The 19,801-nt window shown below is 55.7% G+C and carries 20 protein-coding genes, 1 tRNA gene and 2 pseudogenes; 15 read left to right on the plus strand and 8 right to left on the minus strand.

The features are described 5' to 3' along the window. Positions 1-26 precede the first annotated feature (26 nt). The 4 genes from BMY55_RS14940 (at position 27) to BMY55_RS14955 (ending at position 5,095) form a co-directional block, all read left to right on the plus strand. Positions 27-1,061, plus strand: coding sequence for a TRAP transporter substrate-binding protein (locus BMY55_RS14940; RefSeq protein WP_091431815.1), 1,035 nt, complete (start codon positions 27-29; stop codon positions 1,059-1,061). A 65-nt stretch (positions 1,062-1,126) separates the two neighbouring features. Then, on the plus strand, positions 1,127-2,488 hold the full coding sequence (locus BMY55_RS14945; protein ID WP_091431816.1) for a glutamine synthetase family protein: 1,362 nt from the start codon (positions 1,127-1,129) through the stop codon (positions 2,486-2,488). An 82-nt stretch (positions 2,489-2,570) separates the two neighbouring features. Then, positions 2,571-3,953 (plus strand): aldehyde dehydrogenase family protein, encoded by a 1,383-nt coding sequence (locus tag BMY55_RS14950; protein ID WP_091431818.1) that lies wholly within the window; start codon positions 2,571-2,573, stop codon positions 3,951-3,953. Beyond that, the gene (locus BMY55_RS14955; protein WP_091431820.1) at positions 3,950-5,095 is read left to right on the plus strand and encodes an iron-containing alcohol dehydrogenase; all 1,146 of its coding nucleotides are present in this window, start codon (positions 3,950-3,952) and stop codon (positions 5,093-5,095) included. Before BMY55_RS14950 ends, BMY55_RS14955 begins: the two co-directional genes overlap by 4 nt. A 47-nt stretch (positions 5,096-5,142) precedes the next feature. Here the strand turns inward: BMY55_RS14955 and BMY55_RS14960 are convergent, their stop codons facing one another. The 3 genes from BMY55_RS14960 to BMY55_RS14970 form a co-directional block, all read right to left on the minus strand. Further along, positions 5,143-5,556, minus strand: coding sequence for a universal stress protein (locus tag BMY55_RS14960; RefSeq protein WP_091432718.1), 414 nt, complete (start codon positions 5,554-5,556; stop codon positions 5,143-5,145). A gap of 116 nt (positions 5,557-5,672) precedes the next feature. Then, entirely contained in the window at positions 5,673-6,914 is a 1,242-nt protein-coding gene (locus BMY55_RS14965; protein ID WP_091431822.1) for an AGE family epimerase/isomerase, read from the minus strand. A 39-nt stretch (positions 6,915-6,953) separates the two neighbouring features. Then, entirely contained in the window at positions 6,954-7,979 is a 1,026-nt protein-coding gene (locus BMY55_RS14970; protein ID WP_091431824.1) for a LacI family transcriptional regulator, read from the minus strand. A 193-nt stretch (positions 7,980-8,172) separates the two neighbouring features. Between BMY55_RS14970 and BMY55_RS14975 the strand changes: the two genes are divergently transcribed. The 3 genes from BMY55_RS14975 to BMY55_RS14985 all read left to right on the plus strand — a co-directional run bounded on the left by BMY55_RS14975 (position 8,173) and on the right by BMY55_RS14985 (position 11,119). Continuing rightward, the gene (locus BMY55_RS14975; protein ID WP_091431826.1) at positions 8,173-9,105 is read left to right on the plus strand and encodes a carbohydrate kinase family protein; all 933 of its coding nucleotides are present in this window, start codon (positions 8,173-8,175) and stop codon (positions 9,103-9,105) included. 531 nt (positions 9,106-9,636) lie between these two features. After that, positions 9,637-10,443: a glycosyltransferase family 2 protein gene (locus tag BMY55_RS14980; RefSeq protein WP_177179364.1), complete on the plus strand. Its 807-nt coding sequence runs from the start codon at positions 9,637-9,639 to the stop codon at positions 10,441-10,443. A gap of 4 nt (positions 10,444-10,447) precedes the next feature. Continuing rightward, positions 10,448-11,119: a sulfotransferase family 2 domain-containing protein gene (locus BMY55_RS14985; protein ID WP_177179365.1), complete on the plus strand. Its 672-nt coding sequence runs from the start codon at positions 10,448-10,450 to the stop codon at positions 11,117-11,119. A gap of 176 nt (positions 11,120-11,295) precedes the next feature. Here BMY55_RS14985 and BMY55_RS14990 read toward each other — a convergent pair. Next, positions 11,296-11,578: pseudogene (locus BMY55_RS14990) on the minus strand (transposase); the annotation flags it as partial. Positions 11,579-11,685: 107 nt separating this feature from the next. Further along, positions 11,686-12,135: a c-type cytochrome gene (locus tag BMY55_RS14995; protein ID WP_177179366.1), complete on the minus strand. Its 450-nt coding sequence runs from the start codon at positions 12,133-12,135 to the stop codon at positions 11,686-11,688. Positions 12,136-12,847: 712 nt separating this feature from the next. On the opposite strand from BMY55_RS14995, the gene BMY55_RS15000 reads away from it, so the two are divergent. The 5 genes from BMY55_RS15000 (at position 12,848) to BMY55_RS17105 (ending at position 15,918) form a co-directional block, all read left to right on the plus strand. Further along, positions 12,848-13,960, plus strand: a complete 1,113-nt coding sequence (locus BMY55_RS15000; RefSeq protein ID WP_245744783.1) for a sensor histidine kinase — start codon at positions 12,848-12,850, stop codon at positions 13,958-13,960. After that, positions 13,957-14,565 carry a response regulator transcription factor gene (locus BMY55_RS15005; protein ID WP_091431834.1) on the plus strand — a complete coding sequence of 203 codons (609 nt, stop codon included), beginning with the start codon at positions 13,957-13,959 and terminating at the stop codon, positions 14,563-14,565. The genes BMY55_RS15000 and BMY55_RS15005 overlap by 4 nt, the downstream gene beginning before the upstream one ends. Positions 14,566-14,656: 91 nt before the next feature. Beyond that, the gene (locus BMY55_RS15010) at positions 14,657-15,139 is read left to right on the plus strand and encodes a GlcG/HbpS family heme-binding protein (protein WP_091432723.1); all 483 of its coding nucleotides are present in this window, start codon (positions 14,657-14,659) and stop codon (positions 15,137-15,139) included. A 173-nt stretch (positions 15,140-15,312) separates the two neighbouring features. Continuing rightward, positions 15,313-15,389, plus strand: a tRNA-Met gene (locus tag BMY55_RS15015). A gap of 322 nt (positions 15,390-15,711) precedes the next feature. Beyond that, the gene (locus BMY55_RS17105; RefSeq protein WP_245744752.1) at positions 15,712-15,918 is read left to right on the plus strand and encodes a hypothetical protein; all 207 of its coding nucleotides are present in this window, start codon (positions 15,712-15,714) and stop codon (positions 15,916-15,918) included. Between the two features lie 9 nt (positions 15,919-15,927). Here the strand turns inward: BMY55_RS17105 and BMY55_RS17220 are convergent. After that, a pseudogene (locus BMY55_RS17220) lies at positions 15,928-16,062 on the minus strand (recombinase zinc beta ribbon domain-containing protein); the annotation flags it as partial. Between the two features lie 324 nt (positions 16,063-16,386). Here BMY55_RS17220 and BMY55_RS15025 point away from each other — a divergent pair. Further along, positions 16,387-16,608, plus strand: coding sequence for a histone H1 (locus tag BMY55_RS15025; RefSeq protein ID WP_091431836.1), 222 nt, complete (start codon positions 16,387-16,389; stop codon positions 16,606-16,608). On the opposite strand, the gene BMY55_RS15030 is transcribed toward BMY55_RS15025, so the two are convergent. Both BMY55_RS15030 and BMY55_RS15035 read right to left on the minus strand, forming a co-directional pair. Continuing rightward, a complete protein-coding gene (locus tag BMY55_RS15030; RefSeq protein ID WP_091431838.1) occupies positions 16,605-17,090 on the minus strand; it encodes a hypothetical protein in 486 nt (161 codons plus the stop codon). The two genes, BMY55_RS15025 and BMY55_RS15030, sit on opposite strands and share 4 nt — an antisense overlap. A 15-nt stretch (positions 17,091-17,105) precedes the next feature. Beyond that, positions 17,106-18,251, minus strand: coding sequence for an XRE family transcriptional regulator (locus BMY55_RS15035; protein WP_091431840.1), 1,146 nt, complete (start codon positions 18,249-18,251; stop codon positions 17,106-17,108). Positions 18,252-18,359: 108 nt separating this feature from the next. On the opposite strand from BMY55_RS15035, the gene BMY55_RS15040 reads away from it, so the two are divergent. Both BMY55_RS15040 and BMY55_RS15045 read left to right on the plus strand, forming a co-directional pair. Beyond that, positions 18,360-19,253, plus strand: coding sequence for a DDE-type integrase/transposase/recombinase (locus BMY55_RS15040; protein ID WP_091431842.1), 894 nt, complete (start codon positions 18,360-18,362; stop codon positions 19,251-19,253). Positions 19,254-19,374: 121 nt separating this feature from the next. Continuing rightward, positions 19,375-19,749: a hypothetical protein gene (locus tag BMY55_RS15045; protein WP_143064347.1), complete on the plus strand. Its 375-nt coding sequence runs from the start codon at positions 19,375-19,377 to the stop codon at positions 19,747-19,749. The last annotated feature ends 52 nt before the right edge of the window (positions 19,750-19,801 follow it).

The following is a 19,801-nucleotide window of genomic DNA, read 5'->3' on the forward strand; positions in this document are numbered from 1 at the left end:
AACTTTTGCAACAAGGAGAAAGACAAATGACAACTAGACGTAAGTTTATCGCCGGTGCCGGTGTGGGCGCCTTGGCCGCACCGCTTGCAACGCCTGTTCTTGCGCAATCCACCATCACATGGCGGATGCAAACCTATGCCGGCCCCGCGCTGGCGGAACACGTTGTCAAACCGGCCATCGACATGTTCAACCAGATCGCCGGTGATCGGATGCAGATCGAGCTGTTCTTTGCGGATCAGCTTGTGCCGACTGGCGAGCTGTTCCAGGCCATGCAGCGCGGCACGATCGACGCGGTGCAGTCGGATGACGATTCAATGGCTTCACCGACCGAAGTGACCGTGTTTGGCGGATATTTCCCGTTTGCGTCCCGCTATTCGCTGGATGTGCCGGTTCTGTTCAACCAATACGGACTGAACGAAATCTGGGACGAGGAATATTCCAAAGTCGGTGTGAAACATATCAGCGCAGGCGCGTGGGATCCGTGCCATTTTGCCACCAAGGATCCAATCAATTCGCTTGAAGATCTGAAGGGCAAACGGATCTTCACCTTCCCGACCGCTGGTCGGTTCCTGACGCAGTTCGGGGTCGTTCCCGTCACGCTGCCGTGGGAAGATATCGAGGTCGCGGTCCAGACCGGTGAACTGGACGGTATCGCATGGTCCGGCATCACCGAGGACTACACCGTCGGCTGGGCCGATGTGACCAACTATTTCCTGACCAACAACATCTCGGGCGCATGGGCCGGGTCGTTCTTCGCCAATATGGACCGTTGGAACGAACTGCCGGACGATCTGAAAACACTGTTCCGGGTTTGCTGTGATCAATCGCACTATTATCGTCAGTGGTGGTATTGGGGCGGCGAGGCCAGCCTGCGGGTAAATGGCCCCAAGATGGAACTGACAACCATCCCGGATGCCGAATGGGCGCAGGTCGAAGAAGCCGCCGTGAAGTTCTGGGACGAAATCGCCGCGGAAAGCGAAACCAAAGCGAAGGTCGTGGACATCATCAAGACCTATAACGCAACGATGCAGAAGGCTGGACGTCCGTATCGCTACGGATAAGCATTGCATCACGCATATTGCCGGGCGGTCCGCCGCCCGGCACACTTTCAAAAGGTTTTCACAAAATGTCACCCACACTTTCGTTTGATGATCTGAAGTCTCATGTCGCTGCTGGCGATGTTGACACGGTTCTGGTTTGTTTTGTCGATATGCAGGGCCGTTTGATGGGCAAGCGGTTTCATGCGGGTCACTTTGTTGCGGGGGCCTGGGAGGAAACCCATTGCTGCAATTATCTTCTGGCGACGGATCTGGAGATGGGGACGCCTGATGGCTATGTTTCGACCGGTTGGGCGCGTGGGTATGGCGATTATGTGATGAAGCCTGATCTGGACACGCTGCGCCCGGTGCCCTGGCTGGACGGGACGGTGCTGGTGCTGTGCGATGTGCTGGATCACCACACGCATGAAGACGTGCCCCATTCGCCGCGCGCCATCCTGAAGCGTCAGGTGGCGCGTCTGGCCGAGATGGGCTTTGATGCGATGTGCGCGACCGAGCTGGAGTTTTTCCTGTTCGAGAAGAGCTTTGACGAGATTCGCAAAGCGGGTTTTCGCGACCTCGCCCCGATCTCGGGCTACAACGAAGATTACCACATCCTGCAAACGACGAAGGAAGAACACGTGATGCGGCCGATCCGCAATCACCTGTGGAATGCCGGGCTGCCGATCGAGAACTCGAAAGGCGAGGCGGAGTGCGGGCAGGAAGAGTTGAACATCAAATACGCGCCCGCACTTGAGACCGCAGCCTATCACTCCATCGCCAAGCACGCGGTGAAGGAAATCGCATGGCAGCAGGGACATGCCGCAAGTTTCCTGCCGAAATGGCACCATGACAGGGTCGGTTCGTCCAGCCATGTGCACCAGTCGCTGTGGAAAGACGGCAACCCCGCCTTTGCCGATGCCGATGACAAGCTGGGCATGTCGGCGCTGATGAAGAACTACATGGCGGGGCTTTTGAAATATGCGCCGGATTACACCTATTTCATGGCGCCCTATATCAACAGCTACAAGCGGTTCATGAAGGGCACGTTTGCGCCGACGCGGATCATCTGGTCGGTGGACAACCGCACGGCGGGGTTCCGGCTGTGCGGCGAAGGCACCAAGGCAATACGCGTGGAATGCCGCATTCCGGGGTCCGACATGAACCCCTATCTGGCCATTGCCGGGATGCTGGCGGCCGGGATTGCAGGGATTGAGGAAGGGTTGGAGCTTCAGCCCCCGACCGTGGGCGATGTCTATCAAGGTGATACCGGCATGATCCCGGGCAACCTGCACACCGCCCGCGATGCGCTGTATGGGTCCACCATGTTGCGCGCCGCGATGGGGGATGAGGTCGTGGATCACTATTCCCGCGCGGCGGAGGTCGAGATCGAAGAGTTTGAGCGTGTTGTCACCGATTGGGAGATTGCGCGTGGGTTTGAGAGGGCATAGGGGGCGCTGCCCCCCCGCCTTCGGCGTCCCCCGGGATATTTTCAACAAGAAAATGCGGGGGTGTTTCAGAAATGAGGACAGAATGAAGCAGATATTGGAATGTATCTCTCCGATTGATGGATCGGTCTTTGTGACGCGCGAGACGCTGTCGCGGGACGATGCGGTTGCGGCGGTCGGGCGCGCGCGCGATGCGCAAGCTGCATGGGCGGCACGTCCGCTTCAGGAGCGGATTGATTTGGTGATGGCGGGGGTTGCCGCCGTGGGTGCGATGAATGACGAGATCGTGCCGGAGCTGGCCCATATGATGGGGCGCCCCGTGCGCTATGGCGGCGAATTTGGCGGGTTCAATGAACGTGCGTCTCATATGGCCAGCATCGCGGCCGAGGCGCTGGCCGATATCGAGGTTGGCGAGGACGAGACATTCAAGCGCTATATCAAGCGGCTGCCGCATGGGGTCGTGTTCGTGGTCGCGCCCTGGAACTATCCTTACATGACGGCGATCAACACGGTGGCACCTGCGCTGATTGCGGGCAATACGGTCATGCTGAAACACGCCACCCAGACGCTTCTGGTAGGCGAACGGATGGCGGCGGCCTTCCATGCGGCAGGCATTCCCGAGCAGGTGTTCCAGAACGTGTTCCTGTCGCATGACGTGACCAATGATCTGATCGCGGGCAATGCGTTCGATTTTGTGAACTTCACCGGCTCGGTCGGTGGTGGACAGGCGATGGAGCGCGCGGCGGCTGGCACCTTTACCGGCGTGGGCACGGAGCTCGGCGGTAAAGACCCCGGCTATGTGATGGAGGATGCCGATCTGGATGCGGCGGTCGAGACGCTGATCGACGGGGCGATGTTCAACGCAGGCCAGTGCTGCTGCGGGATCGAGCGGATCTATGTGCATGAAAGCCTGTTTGACGCGTTTGTCGCCAAGGCGGTCGAGATCGTGAAAGGCTACAAGCTGGGCAACCCGCTGGACCCGGAGACCACGCTTGGCCCGATGGCGCATGTGCGGTTCGCCGCCGAAGTGCGCGCCCAGATTGACGAGGCGCTGGCGGATGGCGCGACAGCGCATATCGACACCTTCCCGGAAGATGATGGCGGGACTTATCTGACGCCGCAGATCCTGACCAATGTCACCCATGACATGCGGGTGATGCGGGATGAGAGTTTTGGGCCGGTTGTCGGGATCATGGCCGTCAAGGACGATGCCGAGGCGATCCGCCTGATGAATGACAGCGAGTTTGGTCTGACAGCTTCGCTTTGGACGCGCAACCTGGAGCGTGCGCAAGCCGTGGGCGATCAGGTCGAGACCGGCACGGTCTTCATGAACCGGGCCGATTATCTTGATCCCGGACTGTGCTGGACCGGCTGCAAGAACACCGGGCGTGGAGGCGGGTTGTCGGTGATCGGCTTCCACAACCTGACCCGTCCGAAATCCTATCATCTGAAAAAGGTAACACCATGAGCCTTCAAGGAAACTGGTCCTATCCGACCGCGATCAAGTTTGGTGCAGGCCGCATCAAGGAACTGCCCGAGGCCTGCGCGCAGGCGGGGATAAAGCGCCCCCTTCTGGTGACGGACAAGGGTCTGGCCGACCTGCCGATCACCAAGAACACGCTGGACATCATGGACGCCGCCGGGCTGGGCAGCGGTCTGTTCTCTGAGGTTGATCCCAACCCGAACGAGGCGAACTTGGTGGCGGGCGTCGAAGCCTTCAAGGCGGGCGCCCATGACGGGGTGATCGCCTTTGGCGGCGGCTCGGGGCTGGATCTGGGCAAGATGGTGGCCTTCATGGCCGGTCAGACCCGACCGATCTGGGATTTTGAGGATATCGGCGATTGGTGGACCCGCGCCGACGCGGGGGCCATCGCGCCCATCGTTGCCGTGCCGACCACGGCCGGCACCGGGTCCGAAGTGGGGCGCGCCAGCGTCATCACCAATGCGGACACGCATGAGAAGAAGATCATCTTCCACCCGAAGGTGCTGCCCAGTGTGGTGATCTGCGACCCGGAACTGACCGTCGGGATGCCGAAATTCATCACCGCTGGCACCGGGCTGGATGCCTTCGCCCATTGCGTCGAGGCCTATTCAAGCCCGCATTATCACCCGATGAGCCAGGGCATCGCACTTGAAGGGATGAAGCTGGTGATCGACAACCTGCCCCGCGCCTATGCGGACGGCACTGACATCGAAGCGCGGAGCCATATGATGAGCGCGGCGGCCATGGGCGCGACGGCCTTCCAGAAAGGGCTGGGTGCGATCCATGCGCTGAGCCACCCGATCGGCGCGATGTATCACACCCATCATGGCACAACCAACGCGATCTGCATGCCCGCGGTGTTGCGCTTCAACGCACCCGCGATCAAGGACCGCTTCGACCTGGCCGCCGGATACCTGGGCATCAAGGGCGGCTTTGACGGCTTCCAGTCCTTCGTGCAGGACTTCAACGACAGCATGACGATCCCCAAGCGGATCAGCGAGCTTGGCGTCAGCAACCCCGATATCGACACGCTGGTAAAAGGTGCCTTGATCGACCCCTCATGTGGCGGCAACCCGATCGAACTGACCAAAGAAAACATCACACAGCTCTTCAACGACGTAATCTGACGAACCCCCCTGAACTGCCCGGGACCCCCACCGGGCAGTTCAGTTTGTCAGTCTCGCGTTCGTTGAACATGCACGGCACACCGACAATGCCGAACCACCCGCGCTGCGGTCGATCCCAGGAAAAAGTCGCTCAGTCCCGGCTTGTGCGACCCAATCACGACGCAATCAAAGTCGTGCTCATGCGCATAGTCGATGATTGTACGTGCCGTGTGTCCAGTCAGCAGAACGGGCGTGACCCCTTCCAAACCTTCAGTTTTTTTCATCAACATGCTGTGGGCGTGGTCGCGCCCAGCCTTTACGATATCGTCGTTCAGATAGGCGCTGACCGACGCTTGCGGGGCTTCATGGACGTGTAATGCGGTAATGTCGCCACCTTCTGCCAGAAGGTTTCTGGCGATCTCCAGTGTCTCGGGTGAGATGCCGTGGTCCAGCGCCATCGGGACAAGAATTTTCTTATACATTTGATCCTCTTTCAGACGTGTCGGGCCGATCAGTAACTGCCCGGTCAGACCGATCCATTGCACTGATTTGAAGAAGTCACACAATGACACACATCATATTGCGCGCATTTCTCCGCTTAGTTTTCAAGAATTCCACCTAGGTTGAGCGCCACGGACGACAACCCAGGCGTCAAGGGAAACAGGCATGCCTGGATCGAGTGATAGATGTCGGGTTTGCCATTGAATTGCGTGACCGTCGGTTGACCCGTCGCGTCAATCTCTGGATACCAGCCGCCTCGTTCATGGTCGATGAAATGGATGTCCGCAAATTGCCACAGGCGGCTATACCAATCGTTCTGCAAACCTGATCCGTCGAGCTTCAGGAAGTTGGCAAGCACGCCTATCGCTTCCGTCACCGGCCACCAGTAACGGTCCCGGATCGCGGGTGCACCGCCAAAGTCCAGCGTATAGAACAGCCCGCCCTTTTTGACATCCCAAGCATCAATCCATGCACGTTCAGTCAGCGCCCATGCACTTTCGTATGACCCATCGTCAGGACGCCCGCGCAGATCCCAATACTGCAACAGGAGCCGCGCAAGCTCGAAAGAATGGCCCGGTGTGGTGCCGGCCGGACGGAACATGGGATTGCCGGAGTAGCCTCGATCAACCTGCCAGTCTTCCATATAGTGCTCGGGCAGACGCCAGCTTTCCGACGGGCCGATCTTGCCGATGAAGAATGCAAGAATGCGACCGGCCTGTTCCAGATACCGATCTCGCCCGGTTGCCTCATAGGCGGTCAACAAAGCCTCAACCCCGTGCATATTCGCGTTCATGCCGCGGTAAGTCGAAAACGGCGACCAGTCGCGGTTCCATTCATCCGCGAACAACCCTGCATCGTCTTCCCAAAACTTCTGTTCAAGAATATTTGTCACGTCGTCGATCAGGCGATCCGCGTCGGGATGCCCGGCCAGCTTGGCGCTGGCCCCGGCCAGAAGCACGAACACATGCCCATAAGCGAGCTTGCGATCATCCTGCACCGCATCGCCATCCAACGCCCAGAGATATCCGCCGTGATCCGCGTCGCGATGATGGCTCCAAAGATGGTCCATCCCAGCGTCAATCACCGCATCGCATCCGTTTAACCCCGCCAGTTTTCCCAACGCATAGGCGTGGGTCAAACGCGTGGTTGTGTGAAGCTCCTGCAGAGTGCCCGAAAGGGGTGTGCCGTCATGACCAAGCACATGGAACCCACCATTGGATCGCAGACTTGCGTTGAAGAATGCGAACTGCCGCTTTGCGTCGGTGATCAGTTGATCGCGATGTTCGGGCGTGCCGAATTGGTGTCGGGGCGCGGGCGTAAGCGGATGATGTGTCGTCATGGAAAACCTCTGCGAATTGGGTGCTTAAGCTGCGCGTATCTAGCCCGTGGTGACAGATGTTTGGGTTGGCGCGGTCATAGCTGGATGAACAAGCTGAAGATCGGCTGCCGGGACCCCGTTGATCCGATCAATAATCATTTGGGCCAAAGACCGCCCCGCTGCTGATAAATCTTCATGCAGGCTGTCCACGCGCGGACGGACAAAGTCGAACACGCCGGAGGTCTGCTTGACCACAACATGCACATCGCGCCCCACGATCAGTCCCGCATCCTGAATGGCAGCCAGCCCAGCCAATGCAGATACATCACCCGGAAAGATCAACCCATCCGGCGCGTTTGCGGCCTGCAACCGCTTGCCCAACTGCTTCGAAATATCATGGCCGTCGCTATCCAGCGTCATCCCGCTGAGGATCTCATGATCGACGCCCGCGACGCGCACTGCCGTCATGAAGCCATGCAGAAGGTGATGATGAAACATGAACCGGTCTTCAGGAAGAAGAATCGCCAACCGCTTTGCCCCGCGCGCGATCAGCAATTCGGCGGCTTGCTTACCAAAGGCCTGGTTGTCAAAGTCAACAAAAGCGTGCGGCGTAGCCAGTTCAGATCGCCCATGCGTGACAAAGGGAAACCCGGCCTCGGACAGAAATCGGATGCGACTGTCATCCGGGCAGGTGCGCGAAAAGATGATACCGTCCGCCAGATTGTTCCGAACGATCCTTTCGATCCGGTCCAGCGATTGATCGGCCCCGTGATCAGGCCAAACCAGCAAGTCAAAGGGCGTGCCAAGCAATCCCGCGCTGATGCCACCAACAAGCAAGTTACCGAACCCGAGAATCTCATTATGTGGCGGAAGAATTAGATTGATCACGAAAGTTCGCCCTGTGCGCAGGCGTTGTGCCGCGCGATCCGGTGCGTATCCCAAATCCTCGGCTGCCTTGCGCACCTGGGCGCGGGTCTGTTCCGACATCTTGACGTCATTTGCCAATGCGCGCGAGACAGCACCGACCGAAATGCCCAACCGATCGGCGATGGTGCGTTGCGTGGGCCGGTTTTTCTGTGCTGACATCCACTTCACCTGGTTGCTAGGCCGTTAGGATACAATTTTTAACGTTTTAATCAATAAGAATGCTAACGATAGAATGGCGCAAAATCCTAATAATAATCTGCAAATATGCCAATTCCGTCAGGCTTTTGTTGACTCGAGGCAAGTTTATATCGTTATAAATGATGATCCAAACCGATAATCGAAGGACTGGCACATGATTCTCTGCTGTGGCGAAGCACTGATTGATATGATCCCCACGCCAACGCGGGTGGGCCAAGATGGATTTGTGCCGCATTCTGGCGGGGCTGTGTTCAATACAGCCATTGCCTTGGGGCGGTTGGGCGTCAGCACGGGGATGCTGACCGGGCTATCGACCGACATGTTCGGCACCCAACTGGAACAGGCGCTTGGGGCCAGTCATGTTGACACATCGTTGACAATAAAGTCCGACCGCCACACGACGCTGGCCTTCGTCAAGCTAACCGACGGCCACGCAACATACTCTTTCTTCGACGAAAACTCGGCGGGTAGGATGCTCGCGCCAAGTGACCTGCCAACTCTGCCAGACGGCGTAACAACGCTCTATTTTGGCGGTATCAGCCTTGCCTGCGAACCGGGTGCCGACACCTATGCGCATCTTGCCGAACGCGATGCGGCGAATCGATTTGTTATGCTGGACCCGAACATTCGCCCCAGTTTTATCGCGGACGTCGAACGCTACAAACACCGTCTCAGTCGTATGTTGGCCGTGTCGGACATCGTGAAAGTGTCGGATGAAGATCTTGACTGGATTCAGCCCGGTCCCGGCGATCTGGCCAGCAAGGCGGGGCAACTGCTGGAGACTGGACCCTCCGTCGTTATCGTAACCAAGGGGTCCAAGGGGGCCGTTGCCTTTGCGGCAAACGGGGTTGATGCATCTGCGCCCAGCCAACGGGTTACGGTCGTTGACACCGTTGGCGCAGGCGACACATTCAACGCAGGCGTGTTGGCAAAGCTATCCGAAATGGGTTTGCTGAACAAGGCCGCCATACGCGAAATCTCGGCAGACCAATTGCAGGCCGCCTTGACCCTTGGTGCGCGGATCGCAGCCTTTACGGTGTCACGCGCTGGCGCGAACCCTCCTTGGATGGACGAGTTGCAAGCCTGACGCGGGACTTTGCGAAAGCAAGGTTATCACTCAGAATGCGTCGGGCGATGTCGGCACAAAGGCGCGAAGACATGGACGGTCGGAGACGGTCGGATGAGCCTGACTTCGTGCTGTCACCTGTGCGGATTGTGACTTCTGGCGTGACCTCAAACAACGTTGAACATCCATGTTCTGCCTGTGACCTCCATTCGAAAAACACGCTGCCCATCAGGGGATCTGACACCGAAGCTCACTAAACACGCGCTGAATTTGCTTTCGACAGTTCGCTCACCCGCAGCCACCAAGCAGAGCTATTCAACGTAACGCACAACGCCAAAGAAGAAGAACCTGCACGCGCGTTCGGCTTTGCCGTTCACATGGATTTCGGGAAGTGTAATGTCGCCTTTTTCACTGTTGAACAGAGCGTCTCTGGATCAATGTGCCTTGAGGCCAAACCCGCATGTGCTAAAACCTGTAGTTGTTATGTGAGAAGACCAACGGGTCAACCGCCCTGCAATCAAACAAGAAAGATAGTAATATATGGCGTTATTCATGACTCTTCTTGTCCGTGACGAAGAGGATATTCTCGAAGCCAATCTGAGCTATCATCTTGCCCAAGGCGTTGATCATGTAATTGTCACCGACAACCTCAGCGTCGACCGCTCGCCCGATATAATTCAGCCCTATGTCGATCAGGGTGTTGCAACATATATCCGTGAGACCGACGATACTTACTCTCAATCGAGATGGGTTAGCAGAATGGCCGCCATGGCCCATGAAGCTGGTGCTGACTGGGTGATACACTGTGACGCCGACGAGTTTTGGATGGCACCCGAAACCAGCCTCAAAAAGTGGTTCGCGCGACAATGGTGGCACAACATAATCTCCGCAAATCGGCACGATTTTATCTGCCTGGAAGATGACGGCTCGCCATTCTGGCAGCGCATGGTCTACCGCAAGTCCTCTTCCACCAACCCGCTTGGCCTACCTCTGCCGCCCAAGGTGGCCCATCGCGCTAATTCCGGGCTAACGGTCGCGCAAGGAAACCACGCAGTGTCCGGGTTTCTCTGGCCGCGCATACAAATGTCAAATCTGGAAATCTTACATTTTCCTTTGCGTTCGCGCGAACAGTATATCCACAAAATCGAAAATGGTGGTCGGGCCTACACCAACAACACCGAGCTGGATCACTCTGTTGGCAATACTTGGCGCAAGCAATACACGGAACTACAGGAAACCGGCACGCTCACATTCCTTGAAAACAACATCGTTTCTGTCGAAGCGCTGCAGAGCCAGTTGGCAGACGGTGCAGCCTTGGTCGACAAGCGGTTGGCAACTTTTTTGGAAGGTAGAGGGTAGAACATTGCCGGCTGCAATTCTTGATATTCATAAACTGGCATTTTTCAGTGTTCCAAAGGCTGGAAGCACATCAATGAAGATGGTCCTTTACGAACTCGAACATGGTAAGCAATGGTCTGGCGACCCCGATCACGTGCATCCTCAGTTTCCAACCTACCCAATCCGCGAGGATGATTTCAAAGCGACAGAGGGGTTCTGGCGTTACGCGATCATCCGAGACCCTATATCACGGCTTCTTTCGGCCTATGGTAACCGGGTACATCACCATCACGACATCCGCAAAAATGCTGCTCCGCGTCGGTTCGAACAACTGCTCTTTCATCTGCGACATCCCGGTCTCTCGCTCTATCCTGATCGGGATTCCTTTTTCTGCAAGCTCGAACGATACCAGACTCTGTCCTATTCTATTTGGCATCATACGGCGCCCATCAGCACATTTATTGGCAACGATCTGGATCGGTTTGACGCCATCTTTAGGTTGGAGGACATTCCTTTGTTGGAAGAACAACTGAGCAGCCTTGTTGGGAGGCGGATCATCCTTCCGCGTGAACAGACCGAAGGAGAGAAAGTCGAATTTGATATGCTTTCCCCAACGGCACAGGCAGCCATTCTTTCACATACAAGGACCGATTATGAGCTTTTGAAAGATTACTACCAAGCGCCAATCCAGTCATGACCCCAGAATAGCTCGGCACGTCTTAGACGCCCGCGGGGTTCCGACAGTTTTCATAGTGGATCTGGACCTGTCACGGTTTGATGCCGCTCCGACTGGTCATTTAAGCGGCCCGACGATTTCAAGTTTCTCAGATGCGACATATCCCATTCAGGGTCGCCCCCCATCACCCAGCATGCCTTTTTAAGCCGACGCAGTTCGAGTGTCTGTTCGACCACAGCTTCCTTCAGACCGCAGCTTCAGGTTGCACCCTATCGCCTGCCAGACGCCGCTCGCCAGCCTCCATGCAGTCCTTGGGCCATTTGCATTGGATGCTTTGGAAATCTCCTCGCGTCGGCACAGCTCGGCAATGCTGTCTTCGCCCTTCAGGCCGTCCAGCATGATCCTGATTTTCTCTTCCGCAGAATATTGCTTACGGGTGGCGCGGCGGATAGGTGCAGATGTCAGACACTTCATTTTCATGGTCGCCTTCACGTCAATCTCGGTCAGGACCCCGAAAAGCCGCATCAGCCAGTACCTTGCACGCCCCGCCAGGAACGGGCGCAGCAACTATCCAGTTGACCTGACCGTTAATGCATATCACCCATCATCGCCGCAATCTCGTCCGGAATATCTTCCTCTGAAAACTTTGCCTGCTCTTCGGCGTCATGAACAAAGGCAATGATTGCGGCCAATTCATCACCATCAAGTTCGATGACATAACCCAGTTCGTCTCGCTGCATCTCAACCATCGTTTCTGCGCCGCGCCACATGCGAGCAGTAAATTCAAACGGGTTCATCGGAACATCCATGAATTCAGCATCCAGCACTGGTGCGTCCGTTCCACCGACACCATTTATGGAATGGCAAACGACGCAACCTTTAGAGGCGAAAAGGTTTCGGCCTGCTACAGAATTCATCTCTGGCAAATACAACCCAGTTGCCAGTGTCGTCGACTGAACATTGTGGTCATCCGCCAGGGATGGCAAGGCAAGCGCCGACAGAAGTGTCGATGCGAAAAACGCTCGTGTAAGTGACATGTTAGATTCCTTTCAGTTGCTGTTAGTCTGATCTTCAATCGCTTCGTGTCCGTCGGCAGAGTTATTTTGGGTTCGAATGCAGCCTAAACTTAGAGAGCGTGTAGCTCATCTGGTTGGTTTGATTATGCCGTGCGTCTGCGGTGATGCGAGCCCGTGTTTTGAGGGTCTCTCGTTTAACCCTTTCCCTTTGATTTAGAATGGCTTTGCCCTCGCCCGAATTAAACATCAGCAGGTGTGACGTTGCTCAGGCTCTCGTGGAGACCGTAGAAATACGGATTGGTGATCGCTGCGTCACCTGCGATGAAGGCGCATGATGTCTTCAAACGCGAACAATACCTGGCGATACCTTGGGCTATGGGCTCTTGCCGTTGCATTTGCGCTTAGTGGGCTGGCGCTTGTCGAACGACAAAGTTTGGTGCGCGAACTGAGTACCAAAAGCGCTACGCTTCACCGCTTGGCCTCTCAACGCGCGGATCAGCATGATGCGCATCTGACGTCATTATCCGCGATCTTTATCGCCGGTGGGAGCGCGCGTCAGGATTTGTTGTTGGACGTGGCAACAACGATCATGCGGTTCTATCCGCGCATTTCCTCGGTAAATGTGATCCCGTTTAGTCCGTCAGACCCGGTGATCCAAACGCTGCCGGGCCTTGCGAGCGAAGATGCGGCGTTGGTGGTTCAAATGGCGCGTGGCTCGACCGGTGCCTTGCAGGTGCAGCAAATGCCGGCCATGCCTAACCACTATATGGTCATTAAACGAACACCTAATACAGATGCAGCACAGCACGCGTTGGCATTGGTCATTGATGCACGCGCGCTGCTGGCGACCGACGATCCGTTCTGGCAAGAACCGTCTGTTTCTTTGCGCTTGCTGACACCAGACGGGCAAACTACGCTGGTTGGTGAGTTGCCGCATGGCGAAGCCGGGTTTTCAAAACAACTTGGAAGCCAGTCGCAGCCGTTCATTTTTGAGACCGCCCTTAGCATTCGTCTTGCAGATATTTTGCCACCGGGAAAGGTCCTGACCGCAGTTTTGCTGGTCTCAGCCTTGTTTTTTGTATCCGTCCTCGGACTAAAGCAACGCGCGCGCACCAAAGACGCCGAAAGCCGAGCCACACTGAGTGCACAGGAGACCCGATTGGCACACGCATCGCGCGTCAATGCGATGGGTGAAATGGCCAGCGGTATGGCGCATGAGTTGGCGCAGCCGTTGACAGCAATTCTCAGCCAAGCGCAGGCGGGGCGGCATCTGGTGCGACGGGGGGACGTTAACCGTTTGGGCACAGTGCTGGATGACACTATCGCGCAGGCACAGCGGGCGGCAGACATTCTTGACCGCCTGCGGCGTTGGAGCAAACCAAACCGCGCGCCCTCAAAACCTTGTGCGCTGCATGATGCAGCTGAATCCGTAAAGCGTTTGCTGGCGCTGGAAGCCAAGAGCTGCGACGCCACGATCACGCTGTCGCTTCAGGAAGCGCCGCTATTCATTGATGCCGACCCGGTTGAGCTGGAGCAGGTCGTCTTCAACCTTGTCCGCAATGCGCTTGATGCTTCGCAAGGCGCACAAATCACGATCCGAACTGCGGTTAATGGAGGGTTGGCGATCTTGGATGTCACCGACACCGGGCCGGGCGTTCCTGATGAGATCAAGCTACGTATCTTTGAACCATTCGTCACCGGAAAGACGGACGGAACGGGGCTCGGTTTGGCGCTGTGTCAACGCTTGGTCGAGGAAATGGGGGGCGATATTGCTCTCATAGATGATACTGCGGAGACCACGTTCCGATTGACCTTGCCATTATCAGCCAAGACGATGTCGCCATGAACAAATATGTCTACTTGGTCGACGATGATAAAGCGGTCCGCAGCGCCCTGACGCTTTTGCTCGAGACTGTTGGGCTTCAGGTGCGCAGCTTTGCTTCCCCTGAAGTTTTCCTGAATCAGACGGCAAGTCTCGCACCTGGATGTCTTGTCCTTGATATTCGGATGCCCGCGATCTCGGGCCTGAAGCTGCAAGAGAAACTGACCGACCAAGGCATGACTTGGCCCACTGTCGTCATCTCCGGGCATGGCGATATCGAGGCTTGCAGGCGTGCGTTTCGCAATGGCGCGATCGATTTCCTCAGCAAGCCCATCGACGAGCAAGATTTAATCGATGCGATTCAAAAGGGCCATGCAGAGCTTGCACGGCAACAACAGGACCTGGCGGAACGGGCAGAAGCCGTGGCCTTGGTTCGGCATCTCTCGGTGCGGGAACTAGAGGTGCTTGAGATGATTGCGAAGGGTCTGACCACAAAGCAAATCGCCGACGCGCTTGGCCTGTCACCGCGCACGGTCGAAAGCCACCGCGCCGCGATTGCGGCGAAGGCAGGAACGTCTTCGGCGGCCGAATTAACGCGATACTGGCTGGAAGCGAACGCCGATCAGTAGAAATACGGAGATCCTTGCGGGTGCTACGAATGTTGTGACCAAAGGGTTGGGGTTAAAACGGGAGCATCAGTTCAACAAAAGGAAACATCCGATGATCCGCACACTTACACTTGCTGCCGCAATATTAACGCCTGTCGCCGCTTTTGCGCAGGACTTGCCAACGGCCCCCTACCTTCCGCTCAGCATGGCGACACAAGCCGCTCAAACCGCAGTCGAGGCTTGCTCGGCCGAAGGTTATAACGTCAGCGTCGCGATTGTCGCCCGCAGCGGCGTGACCAAAGTCATTTTGCGCGCCGATAACGCAGGCCCGCACACCGTTGGATCAAGCACCGGCAAGGCGTTTACCTCTGCAAGCATGGGACGTGACACGACTGGCTTGGCTGGGTTCATCGGCGAAAAACCCGAGAACGGTGGTCTGCGTGATATGGACAGCCGTCTGGTCATCCAAGCAGGTGGTTTGCCGATCAAGATCGGTGGCGCACTTGTTGGTGGCATCGGTGTCGGCGGCGCGCCATCGGGTGCCATTGACGAGACCTGCGCGCGCGCTGGCCTTGATGCAATCGGCGCGGAATAGCCCAAACTTGACCCGCCTCTTGATGAGGCGGGTCACCGACGCAATCAGAAAGATCAACGCGGATGCGCGCCGTTCGGCTGACACACATCTTTTCAAGCTCCCTTTTTGTTCCTGTTTTTTTTGCCGAATGCGCTTGTAGTCCTGAAATCAGCGGCCTATATACACCGCATTGGCGCGGGATGGAGCAGCCCGGTAGCTCGTCAGGCTCATAACCTGAAGGTCGTAGGTTCAAATCCTACTCCCGCAACCAACTTTATAGACTTTTCGTCAAGACCGCCCTTTCGGGGCGGTTTTTTCGTTTGTGCCGCTGCACTTAGAATTTCTACGATGTCGCCGTGCAGGTCTACAGACAGTGTCCTCTTTCCTCCGATTTCCTCGGGCGTGAGCACGATCCGATCAATCACGCCTCGGATCAACGAAACCGCTTCGGCGCGGTGCCCTTCGTCTGTTAGGGCCGTTCGAAGCTGACCGATATGCTTTCGGTAGGTGTCTGCCATCTTCGGATGCACGCTGATCTTGTCTTCGGTGTAGGATACGAGCTTCGTTTCCAGTTCGGTCTTTCGAGTTTCTAATTGTCCTATCTTGTCTTTCACGCGGCTGCCCGGAACGCCGTCGAGGATAGCTTGAACCAACCGGACGATCTCTTTGTCCACTTTTGCCAGTTCCGCTTTAGCTTGTGTGATGCCCGCATTGGCTTTGACAGCGATGGCATTGCGGTGACGGGCGTATTCGTCGCAGAAGATTTCCATCAATTCCGGGTCCATCAGATGGTGCTGTAAGCCATCTAGGACGGCTGCTTCTAACGCATCGCGCCTTATCGTCTTTCTGTTGTCACATGTTCCCTTGTTTCGGGCGGTGGCACAGCCTAGACGCTCGGCATTGAGGTTTGTGAAGCCGCCACCGCAGGCACCGCAATGTGTGAGGCCGGAGAATAGATAGCGCGGCCGGCGCCTGTCCCAGAAGCCGGGCTTGCTTCCACCGAATTTGGTCGCGGACTGTACTTCCTGGGTAGTGGGTCACTTTGAAATCTAACATCCGGCAGCTTTGATTTGCACATGGTCGGAGCAGTCCCTATCTTAAGGGTATGAAAGAAACAAAGACATGTGAATGTGGTGCGGCCTACGAGGTTGGCAGCTTCAAGCTACCAGTGCGTGACAAAGACCACTTTGATTGCCAGGTTTGTGGTGCACGATTGGATGAGTGGAGTTCTTCACGCGTCCCGACATACACGCTGATCAAGAATCCCAATGGCTGACAAACCCAAACACCCGAGAGACGCCAACCAGCTTGCCAAGTTCATCGTAGACGTGGCGACCGGTGAAGAACCTGAGTATGAGCCTGACACGTCAGGACAGAGGAAGGGCGGCTTGAAGGGTGGAAAGGCAAAGGCACAGTCACTAACGCCCGAACAGCGGTCTGAAGCCGCTCAGATTGCTGCCGCTGCCCGTTGGAAAAAATCGGACGATTAATCGCCAGTAAGTTCGTCCTCGGCATCCGCTGCGTGCTTGCGCAATTCGATGTCAAAACCAAAGTCAAAATCAAGCTGGATTTCTTCTTCGTCGCTATGGCGTGAGTTCCAGTGATCGGCATCGTAACTCAGCTGCAACCCGTCACCTACCATCTGCTCCCTACGCAGATTGAGCGACTTGAGCATCATGTTGCGGGGTGCTTCGTCAATATCAATCCAGACAAACAGCGATTGCTGACCTTGTTTGATCGGTAGGGCATGATTTACGCGGTATGGACGACCGGTGTCTTCATCGTGTTTGATTTCATCTCGTGCGGCGCGAGACAGCTCTTGCGCAAGAATGTCCAGTGGATCTTTGGGGACCGGCATTTGCCAACCCATCAATTCAGCAAATTTTGCGACTTTCTTCATGTCAACTTGAATTTCGCCAGTTTCGTCCTTGTAATGACGAATAAGGCGTTGCAATTCGCTTTTCTTATTCATGGTGGCAGCCCCTTTCTATTGGGTGTCTGTAGGGGCAACATCACCCCATCCGTCCGTGACGGCATTTGGCGTTACAATTGATCTAACGGGCACAAGCTGGTCTCGCGCCAGATGATACTTTTGCGTTCTGAACTGTAGTTGACCAGCGACCAGACCCGTATGGACTTTGAGCATCCGTGCGAGGCCAATGATATCGCGCTTTGCGAAGACAGGCGCTTTTCTGGAAATGAAAGCGTCCATCATTTTCTTTGGCACACAAAACTCAGAAGCTGCGGCATTTGCTCTGCTCTCTTGCTCAATAAGCTCTTGCGTGACCTGTGCTGCCTCACCTGAGTTAATATCGACATCAAGCATCATTTGTTTAAGGCCGTCTCGATTTTGAACGTGTTCAAGCTCGTGCCGAAGGACGAAAACGAAATTGTCGATCCGGTCAAAGCGCATAGTCATACCTATGACTGGCGAGTTTTCATCAAGCCAAAAGCAAACCCCGTCGATCTTTGTGGACGGTAGGGTTTCAACGATGACGAAACGAATACCGGCTTCCGCGAGGATGCGGGGAACTTTGCGAAGCTCTTCGGCAGAGTGAAGGAGTGTCTTAATCTTGGATATGGCCGACTTCACCGATGTGGGTGAATATCGACCGACCATCATTTCGGATGCGAGCGTCTTAACCCGATATAGCCAAGCGAGTTGTGCTGGCGTAGCCGCAATGCTGACTTCTGTTTTCTTGGATGCATGAGGTAGGGTTTCAATGTCTTCGAGGCGATTTGCTTGGAAAAACCGAAGCAGAGACTCCTCGACATTCTCAATATCTTTGACTGACTTAGCGTCCAGCCATCCCCGTGCAATCATTGCGCTGATAGGTAGCTTACCTATCAATTCGGCCCGCATTTGCCGTTTTGGGTTTGGGATGCTTTCGATCCGCGCGACCGCCAGATCATAAGTCTTTTGCAGAGACAAAAACCTTTCGGCGGGGATATCGAATATTTCCTCAAAAACAATTGCGGTCTCAGCATCGACCTTTCTTACGTTGGACGTTGTCTTGCTGATAATGGATTCATCCATACCAGAAATGATGGCCAGTGTTCTCTTGGTCCAGCCTCGCTCTTTGAGTAATGCTGTGACCAGTTGCCCTGGTGATTTATACTCTTCGCTGCTCATAACCCCGTATAGCCCGCCCCGATTCCTTGGGCAATAGCGAATATGCGATAAATCGCAAACTTACCATAAATGCTTGACTGACGGTCATTTTGAAAATAGATTTAGCTTATGAGAAAGCTTGATGCCAAAACCCGCGCCCTGATCATCCGCCTTCTAGTCGAAGGCAATTCCATTCGCGCTACATCGCGCATCGCGGATGTTTCCAAAAACACCGTCAACAAACTGCTGATCGACGCAGGCAAGGCTTGTGCCAAATACCACGACGAGTATGTGCGCAACGTCAAAGCGTCTGTGATCCAGTGCGATGAAATCTGGTCTTTCACTTACGCCAAGCAGAAGAACGTCAGAACAGCCACTGCGGCACCGGAAGGCGCAGGCGACACATGGACGTGGACGGCAATCGACAGCGACAGCAAGCTGATTGTCTCCTACATGGTTGGTGGTCGTGACAGTGAGTATGCAATCGAATTCATGGACGACCTACGCGACCGACTGGCGAACCGGGTGCAACTGACCACAGACGGCCATAAGGCATATCTGGAAGCCGTAGAGGGCGCGTTTGGTGGTGACGTGGATTACGCTCAACTAATCAAGATTTACGGCGACATGGGCGGCAAAACAGCGGCCCGCAAGTATTCCCCTGCCGAATGCACTGGCATCAAGAAGCGCACTGTTGAAGGCAACCCTGACAAGGCCCTGATCAGCACGTCATTTGTCGAACGCCAAAACCTGACAATGCGGATGCACATGCGCCGCTTCACACGCCTGACCAACGGTTTCAGCAAGAAGGTTGAAAACCACATGCACGCGGTTGCGCTGCACTTCATGTATTACAATTTCGTCAAGGTGCATCAGACCTTGCGTTTCACCCCGGCTATGGCCGCTGGCCTGACGGATCGCCTTTGGGATGTTGAAGACATCGTTGAGCTTGTCGATGCAAACGAGCCAGCCCCCAAGAAACGCGGCCCGTATAAAAAGCGTCAGCCGGGAATTTCAAACTGACCCACTACCGGATTTCTGGACGGATAGTCTGGAAGTATCCGAGCCTCTCAAAGATTTTTTGCGCCAAGAACTTACCCGCTACAGATGCACCCGAAGAGGAGCTGATGGTAAGGTTGTCTCCGTGAACGCCCTGTCGGGGGAAATCCTGGTGATGGACGAGCGGCTGGAATTCTCGCAAGAAACGCTTCGCCGTTTTATGGGGGGCAAGAAGCAGAATACGAGCGTACTAGCTGTTCGTGCCGTTGCAAAATTTCTCGTAGCGGAGAAATGGCTAACCGAAGACGAAATCCAAAATCGCAGCGTTAAACACGACCTCAAGGCCGCACAAGCGATGCGGCAGTTTCTAGGGATCAAGCTGAGCCCTGCAAATAAGGAGTTTTCTGACGAGCTTGCCGGGCGCTACGATGAATATTTTCTCGATAGAGACTGCCTGACGCACCGGCAGTGGTATATTGAAGTGGTCCCACCTTTTAGGACAGGTTTGCAGCGTTTCTAAGGTGTATCAGGTTTAGATTTCATGCTGCTTTTTGCTCTTCTAAGCCCGCCCA

This window comes from Aliiroseovarius sediminilitoris, from assembly GCF_900109955.1.
Classification (GTDB): Bacteria; Pseudomonadota; Alphaproteobacteria; order Rhodobacterales; family Rhodobacteraceae; genus Aliiroseovarius; species Aliiroseovarius sediminilitoris.

Bases quoted from the DNA above. Each gene is read 5' to 3' on its own strand.
- BMY55_RS14940 (WP_091431815.1), top strand. From the start codon at position 27: ATGACAACTAGACGTAAGTTTATCGCCGGTGCCGGTGTGGGCGCCTTG.
- BMY55_RS14945 (WP_091431816.1), top strand. From the start codon at position 1,127: ATGTCACCCACACTTTCGTTTGATGATCTGAAGTCTCATGTCGCTGCT.
- BMY55_RS14950 (WP_091431818.1), top strand. From the start codon at position 2,571: ATGAAGCAGATATTGGAATGTATCTCTCCGATTGATGGATCGGTCTTT.
- BMY55_RS14955 (WP_091431820.1), top strand. From the start codon at position 3,950: ATGAGCCTTCAAGGAAACTGGTCCTATCCGACCGCGATCAAGTTTGGT.
- BMY55_RS14960 (WP_091432718.1), bottom strand. From the start codon at position 5,556: ATGTATAAGAAAATTCTTGTCCCGATGGCGCTGGACCACGGCATCTCA.
- BMY55_RS14965 (WP_091431822.1), bottom strand. From the start codon at position 6,914: ATGACGACACATCATCCGCTTACGCCCGCGCCCCGACACCAATTCGGC.
- BMY55_RS14970 (WP_091431824.1), bottom strand. From the start codon at position 7,979: ATGTCAGCACAGAAAAACCGGCCCACGCAACGCACCATCGCCGATCGG.
- BMY55_RS14975 (WP_091431826.1), top strand. From the start codon at position 8,173: ATGATTCTCTGCTGTGGCGAAGCACTGATTGATATGATCCCCACGCCA.
- BMY55_RS14980 (WP_177179364.1), top strand. From the start codon at position 9,637: ATGACTCTTCTTGTCCGTGACGAAGAGGATATTCTCGAAGCCAATCTG.
- BMY55_RS14995 (WP_177179366.1), bottom strand. From the start codon at position 12,135: ATGTCACTTACACGAGCGTTTTTCGCATCGACACTTCTGTCGGCGCTT.
- BMY55_RS15005 (WP_091431834.1), top strand. From the start codon at position 13,957: ATGAACAAATATGTCTACTTGGTCGACGATGATAAAGCGGTCCGCAGC.
- BMY55_RS15010 (WP_091432723.1), top strand. From the start codon at position 14,657: ATGATCCGCACACTTACACTTGCTGCCGCAATATTAACGCCTGTCGCC.
- BMY55_RS15025 (WP_091431836.1), top strand. From the start codon at position 16,387: ATGGCTGACAAACCCAAACACCCGAGAGACGCCAACCAGCTTGCCAAG.
- BMY55_RS15030 (WP_091431838.1), bottom strand. From the start codon at position 17,090: ATGAATAAGAAAAGCGAATTGCAACGCCTTATTCGTCATTACAAGGAC.
- BMY55_RS15035 (WP_091431840.1), bottom strand. From the start codon at position 18,251: ATGAGCAGCGAAGAGTATAAATCACCAGGGCAACTGGTCACAGCATTA.
- BMY55_RS15040 (WP_091431842.1), top strand. From the start codon at position 18,360: ATGAGAAAGCTTGATGCCAAAACCCGCGCCCTGATCATCCGCCTTCTA.